6 protein-coding genes are annotated in these 6,215 nt (G+C 41.3%); 2 read left to right on the top strand and 4 right to left on the bottom strand.

The genetic code is table 11. The features are described from left to right. Nucleotide 1 precedes the first annotated feature (1 nt). From MUS1_RS14495 to MUS1_RS14505, 3 genes are all read right to left on the bottom strand, one after another. A complete protein-coding gene (locus MUS1_RS14495; protein ID WP_036163704.1) occupies nucleotides 2-844 on the bottom strand; it encodes an ion transporter in 843 nt (280 codons plus the stop codon). Between the two features lie 115 nt (nucleotides 845-959). Beyond that, nucleotides 960-1,235 (bottom strand): hypothetical protein, encoded by a 276-nt coding sequence (locus MUS1_RS14500; RefSeq protein WP_036163707.1) that lies wholly within the window; start codon nucleotides 1,233-1,235, stop codon nucleotides 960-962. A gap of 86 nt (nucleotides 1,236-1,321) precedes the next feature. Continuing rightward, nucleotides 1,322-1,876, bottom strand: a complete 555-nt coding sequence (locus MUS1_RS14505; protein WP_036163710.1) for a mechanosensitive ion channel domain-containing protein — start codon at nucleotides 1,874-1,876, stop codon at nucleotides 1,322-1,324. 154 nt (nucleotides 1,877-2,030) lie between these two features. Between MUS1_RS14505 and MUS1_RS14510 the strand changes: the two genes are divergently transcribed. Both MUS1_RS14510 and hrpB read left to right on the top strand, forming a co-directional pair. After that, on the top strand, nucleotides 2,031-2,327 hold the full coding sequence (locus MUS1_RS14510; RefSeq protein WP_036163712.1) for a 2Fe-2S iron-sulfur cluster-binding protein: 297 nt from the start codon (nucleotides 2,031-2,033) through the stop codon (nucleotides 2,325-2,327). Nucleotides 2,328-2,374: 47 nt separating this feature from the next. Then, nucleotides 2,375-4,897, top strand: coding sequence for an ATP-dependent helicase HrpB (gene hrpB, locus MUS1_RS14515; RefSeq protein ID WP_036163714.1), 2,523 nt, complete (start codon nucleotides 2,375-2,377; stop codon nucleotides 4,895-4,897). Here hrpB and MUS1_RS14520 read toward each other — a convergent pair. Further along, nucleotides 4,883-5,878, bottom strand: a complete 996-nt coding sequence (locus MUS1_RS14520) for a phosphotransferase (protein WP_036163715.1) — start codon at nucleotides 5,876-5,878, stop codon at nucleotides 4,883-4,885. The two genes, hrpB and MUS1_RS14520, sit on opposite strands and share 15 nt — an antisense overlap. Nucleotides 5,879-6,215: the final 337 nt, after the last annotated feature.

A 6,215-nucleotide genomic window follows, 5' to 3' on the forward strand; every position in this document is an offset into this window, starting at 1 on the left:
TCTATTCTTTTTTGTTTTGTGATGGCGTATGAGAAGCATCAATTTTATCTGATAAACGCGCCACTTGAGCTTGTAACTCAGCAATCTGATGAACTAACTCTTTATGGTGGTTTTCTTGATTTTCATGCTCTTCTTGTGCTGTTTCCCGTGTCATCACATCAAGCACGACACCAACCATCATATTTAGAAAAACAAACGCGGTTAAGAAAATGAAGATGATGTAGAAGATCCAACTCATTGGATACACTTCCATCGTTTCATACATTACATCGGTCCAGTCCTCAAATGTTGCGACACGGAATAATGTCAGCATTGAAATGGCGATATCACCCCACAGTGTTTCATTCACTCCACTGAAGAAAATCGAGCCAACTGCGGCAAAAAGATAAAAGATAATAAACATGAGCAAAGCAATGTAGCCCATTTTGGGAATCGCTTTGAGTAAGGCATTGATCAGGTAGCGTAAATCTGGAATAACAGACACTAAACGCAGAACACGAAAAACCCGTAATAATCGTGCAACTAAAATCATGTCGGTATCTGATATCGGAACCAAGCTACCAATCACAATAATGCTATCAAAAAGGTTCCAAGGGTCTTTCAAGAATCTACGTTTGTCATCGCAAGCAATAAAACGCAGTGAAAGTTCAACGAGAAAAAAGACGGTGATGAAGTTGTCTAAGTAGTTAATGCTTAACTCAACACCATAAGGTAAAGAGTAGGTTTTTGCGCCTACGGTTAACGCAGCAACAATGATGATACCGATGATAAAACCTTGAAACCAAACACTGCTTTCAACTTGTTTCATTACAGCTAACAAACGCCCAGAACGCCTAATTTCCATTATTCTTTACACCTAATATAAAAAAATAGCCTATCTAAAAGACAAGGTGACGCCATATTAAGTTCATATCATCCAAAATAAAAGTAGAAGACGATTTAGGTATAGAGTTTGTTTCTTAGGTTCGTTTTACACGCACTACTTTCATGATTTCGACAGGAATACCAGCCACTATTTCTTGTGTTGGATAATAAGTCAAATTAACGCGGGCTCCACGTAATGTGCGGTATTTACCTTGTCGTTTAAAGCGGAATGGGACGTCATAACCTTCGATCATTAAGGTATGAAGTACCCAATCTTCTTGAGGCCGTTGCGCATGAGATTTTACTTTCATTGCATCAGAATGAATAAGCGCATCGTTATTTTTTAATAGAGATTCTGGATCCGACTTCACAAGACTTTCCCTTCAATAAGATGAAAGTCTCTTAGTATGACATAAGTAAACGAGATCTCGAAAAGTTGATTGTTTTTTGTTCAAAATCAGGATGCGTTACTTTCTTCAGTTTTATTTGGTTTCTCTGTAAATTGACTCATTGCTTGTGCTTCTTCTTTATTTGCAAAACGCACAACCGCTTTTTGAAGAATGAGGCTATTAGGATAAGTTACCACATCACCAGACAGTCGCTGAATAATCACATGGAATGTCGATATCTCTAAGATCTGTCCTAAAATCTCATCGTCTTTATCGACAACTTTCACCCAATCACCTACTCGATAAGGAAAGCTGAAAAAGATAATCAAACTTGCTGTGATGTTGCTCAATATTGACCACTGGGCAAATAAAGCCACACCCACGACAGCAAACACAGACGAGAAGAAAATCGCCAATTGACCGTATCCCACACCTAAAACCAAACAAACTAATAAAACAAAAATAGCCGTAAAGCCAAGGTTCAACATTTTAGACACGTAAGTGACACGAACTTCATTAACCGATTTTTTGTGCCCTAAAAGAACGATAAAGGACTTAAGGAAACGAGAGGTGAAAACATACCCCACAACCAATAAAATGATTAAGCCAACTTGTATCATCATGTTTATTTCCTGTGACTAATTTATAAAGCACAATCCAAGATATAAGACACTATACCTGAGTTTGCTAGATTACCAATATCTATTAAATCATCAATACATCTCTCTCAACACCATAATGTTAAACTACAGAGCATAAATACATGGAGAAAATATTATGGAGACAAACCGTATCTATCTCACTTTTATAGACTCTGAAAAGTATCTTTCAGTGAGCCCAACTGAAACAGTGCTCACTGCTTTAATAGACAATGACATACCTATCAAACAAGCTTGTACCAATGGTGCTTGTGGCATTTGCCTTACACCCTTACTTGCCGGTGAAATCGACTATGCAGAAAAAACGCCACGCGGTCTGAACCAAAAAGAAAAGCAAGGCAGTTACTTTTTACCTTGTATCGCAACGTGTAAGACAGATATTTATATTGGCCATCCCAAAGTGCCGCTGCGTTAATTCATCAAAACAGCTATGATAGACACAGCACACTAACGAGCCATTTTATGCCTAGCCAACTGCCCATTTATCAATTGATTCCCGACTTAAAACGTCAGCTTAATCAACGTCATGAAGCCATTTTAGAAGCAGCGCCAGGTGCGGGTAAAACCACCGTGGTTCCCATCGCTTTAATGGAAGAACCTTGGTTAAAAGGTCGTAAGATCATTATGTTGGAGCCAAGACGTTTGGCGGCTAAAACTGCAGCAAAACGTCTTGCTGATACATTGCAAGAACCGCTCGGGGAACGTGTCGGTTATCGCATTCGCCATGAAGGCAAAGAAAGTGCTCGTACTCAAGTATTGGTTGTTACTGAAGGCGTCTTAACACGCATGTTGCATGATGATCCTAGCTTAAATGATATCGCCTTGGTCATTTTCGACGAATTTCACGAGCGAAATCTTCATTCTGATTTGGCTTTTGCTTTGTGTTTACAAGCCAGAGATTTGTACCGCGACGAAGACCCACTCAAATTACTCGTTATGTCAGCAACACTCGACACCGAATTACTTCAATCTCGATTACATTGCCCTACGCTAACGAGCCACGGTCGCAGCTTTCCAATAGACACACGCTATTCGAATAAATCATTAAAAACCGATGACGTAACAGATGAAGTGGTTCGCCTGACCTGCCAAGCCTTCCAAGAAGAATCGGGGAGTTTGTTAGTGTTTCTTCCAGGTCAAAGAGAAATTCGCCGCGCAGCCACTCAACTCCAGCAACGATTAGCCAATGAAACTCACGTGAGTATTCTTCCTCTTTATGGCGAATTAAGCCTAAAAGAACAAGAAACCGTGATTCAACCAGCCATTGCACCCATGCGTAAGATTGTTCTTGCAACCGCGATTGCTCAAACCAGTTTAACCATCGAAGGCATTCGCGTCGTGATCGACAGTGGTTTAAGCCGAGAAGCGCGTTTTGACGCAAATACAGCCACCACTCGCCTTCACACTCGCCGAGTGACTCAAGCCGAAAGTATTCAACGCATGGGACGATCAGGCCGAACCGAAGCTGGCGTTTGTTATCGTTGGTGGAGTGAAGAACAACAATCTCGCCTCGCGATACAAGCTCAGCCTCAGATTGAAATAAGTAACTTGAGTAATGTTGTAATGGATTTGGCGCAATGGGGCGCACAAGAGCGTTTGGAATTGGATTGGATTACAGAACCACCGAAAAGCCATTGGCAACAAGCGGTGGACTTACTGACCAATCTTGACGCCTTAGAGAAGCAAACGACATTACAGCTCACGCCTCAAGGTGAACAAATGAGTTCATTAGGCATTGAACCTCGTTTAGCCCGCATTCTGATTGAAGGAAGACGCCAGAATAACAGTAATCTTGCCAGTGCGATTTGCACTATTTTGTCTGAAGGCGATCCTTTCACTCAGCACCACAGCGACCTTTCAGATCGGTTGGCATGGTTAGAAGGCGAGCTCACTATAAAGAGTAAACGCCCTCGCCAAGTCTATTTAAAAACACAACAACAATGGCAAAGACGCAGTCAGAAATTAAATGTCGATATCGCATATAGTCCCAATTTAAAAAATGAGATCGCTCCACTTTTGGTTGCTGCCTTTACAGATCGTATTGCTCAACGAACACATCAAGACCAAGAAAAAATATTCTATAAGCTCTCCAATGGCCGAAGAGCCTCATTGCCTATTCACGATCCTTGCGCACAAAGTGACTGGATCATCGCGTTAGATGTTGGCGGACATAAAACGGCGAATGAAGATCGAATATTTCTGAGCACGCCTGTTGAGTTTGCAGTATTAAGCAAACTGGCGATTACTCAAGAACACACCGCTTGGTCAAAAAAAGATGGTCGCATAATCAGTGAATCACAACGCTGGATTGGCAAACTCAAAATAGATTCTAAAAAGCTGCCTTCGCCTTCATCTTCAGCTATTTGCGACGCGGTGTGCCAATATATTCGTGAAGAAGGAATAAACGCCTTACCTTGGGACGATGCCAGCCAGCAAGTACGAGCACGTATGCAACTTGCCTTTCATTATTATTCATCTCAGAAAGGTGCTGATATGAATTGGCCTGATTGCTCTGACGATAATTTATTAGCTCGACTAGACAATTGGCTGGCGCCATATCTAAACAAGGTAAGCAATCAACAAATCTTGAATAAATTACCGCTCGCTGAGATTTTATTAAACCAGCTAGATTGGCAACAGCAGCAGCTATTAAACAAGCAAGTACCTGCAAGAATTACAGCCCCATCAGGTTCTAGTCATGCTGTTGATTATTGCGAATTGGTTCCAACCATGAGAGTGAAGTTGCAAGAAATGTTTGGCTGTACAAGTAGCCCAACAGTATTTCATCAAAGCATCCGCATTGAGCTCTTGTCTCCGGGAAAAAGGCCATTAGCGGTGACTCAAGATTTGGCATTTTTCTGGTGTGAGGCTTATCCAGAAGTGCGTAAAGAGATGCGTGGCCGATATCCTAAACATCCATGGCCAGAAAACCCCTTAGAGGCACAGGCAACAGCGAAAACAAACCGAGCGCTACGCTCCTCTTAATTGAGAAAGGGCTTGCTCTGTCATCTTGCGACTAAACAGTGTGTTCTTTTTATGAGTGGGTGACCAACCTAGAATAAATCGATGGAAATCAGCCCATGCGATAGAAAACAATCCATGCCATTCAGCGGCAACAGCTTCTGCTGTATCTGGAGATTCACCTGTCGCAAGAATACATCGGGACAATTCCGAAAAATACAGTTCAAGCAGATAATCAAGATGTTCATTTAACTCAGATTCAGAGAAACAGCTACCAAGAAAATAAGCTAGATCCTGCACGCCAATACCCCGTCCAACATATTGAAAATCAACCGCAGCGACCGAAGTCAAATCATCGCCGAAACAAAAGTTCGCTAATTTTGCATCACCATGAACCAAGGTTTGGTAACACGCTTGATCAATACTCTTATCTATACTTTCAGCGCTCTCTTTTAAATCCCCCTCAGGCATAGAGCTCCATTCATCAGGGCGAGTAGCCAAATGCCAATAAGTTCCTCTAGGCCATAAGCCTTCGGGCCAATCGTCCCGCACTTCAGACTGTAAAAAATGAGCATGAAAACTCGCCAGCCAATTAATCACAACCGTGGACTCTTCCACAGAAAGGAAATCGCAACGATGCCCGAAGCCTGCCGAGTCTAAATCTTCTAATAAAAGATAGGTTTCATCTTCCTGATAAAAAGAAGCAAGTAACTTAGGCAGCCGCTCATTTTCAGTACAACCAGAAGACCAATCTTGATACCAATTCGCTTCAACTTTATAAGAATTAACTTTGCGATCATGAGCAAACGAAGACTGCCAACCCCGAGGATGATTTTGAATTTGTCCAAATTGAATAGCTTTAAGAACAACACTCTTAGCAATATCAGAACCTTCAACAGAGAAACGAATGATTTCTCCATAACCACTCCATAAACCCTGAATTGTCTCTGTACGAGCCACTAAAGAAGCATTAAGAGCACGTTTAATAAATATCTCAGGAGTCATAGGGCCGAACCAAATGAAAATAAACGTTCATCATAACTTAAATAGAACTAGAGTCATAAAACTAGAAACTTAGAGTTAAGTATCGAAGTGGGCTGGAGGAAATTAAATAAAAAGGAGTTTTTCTGCTGCATCCTTGCAGCTCTGAATCATCATGAAAGGAGACAGGGCCTCCACCTTGGAGGCTTGGGCAATCCATTGCCCCCTGTCTGTAAATAACATTATCAAATAGTGAATCTATAGTGCAAGAAGAAAAATCAACTTTTTCTTGTAAATGAAACAATATTCTAATTTCTTAACAGAGGATCTTTCTTCGTTGGCATTTACTCTGACACATCAA

It is taken from the genome of Marinomonas ushuaiensis DSM 15871 (assembly GCF_000521805.1).
Lineage (GTDB): Bacteria > Pseudomonadota > Gammaproteobacteria > Pseudomonadales > Marinomonadaceae > Marinomonas > Marinomonas ushuaiensis.

Coding starts and splice junctions, on each gene's coding strand:
- MUS1_RS14495 (WP_036163704.1), bottom strand. CDS start 844: ATGGAAATTAGGCGTTCTGGGCGTTTGTTAGCTGTAATGAAACAAGTT.
- MUS1_RS14505 (WP_036163710.1), bottom strand. CDS start 1,876: ATGATGATACAAGTTGGCTTAATCATTTTATTGGTTGTGGGGTATGTT.
- MUS1_RS14510 (WP_036163712.1), top strand. CDS start 2,031: ATGGAGACAAACCGTATCTATCTCACTTTTATAGACTCTGAAAAGTAT.
- hrpB (WP_036163714.1), top strand. CDS start 2,375: ATGCCTAGCCAACTGCCCATTTATCAATTGATTCCCGACTTAAAACGT.
- MUS1_RS14520 (WP_036163715.1), bottom strand. CDS start 5,878: ATGACTCCTGAGATATTTATTAAACGTGCTCTTAATGCTTCTTTAGTG.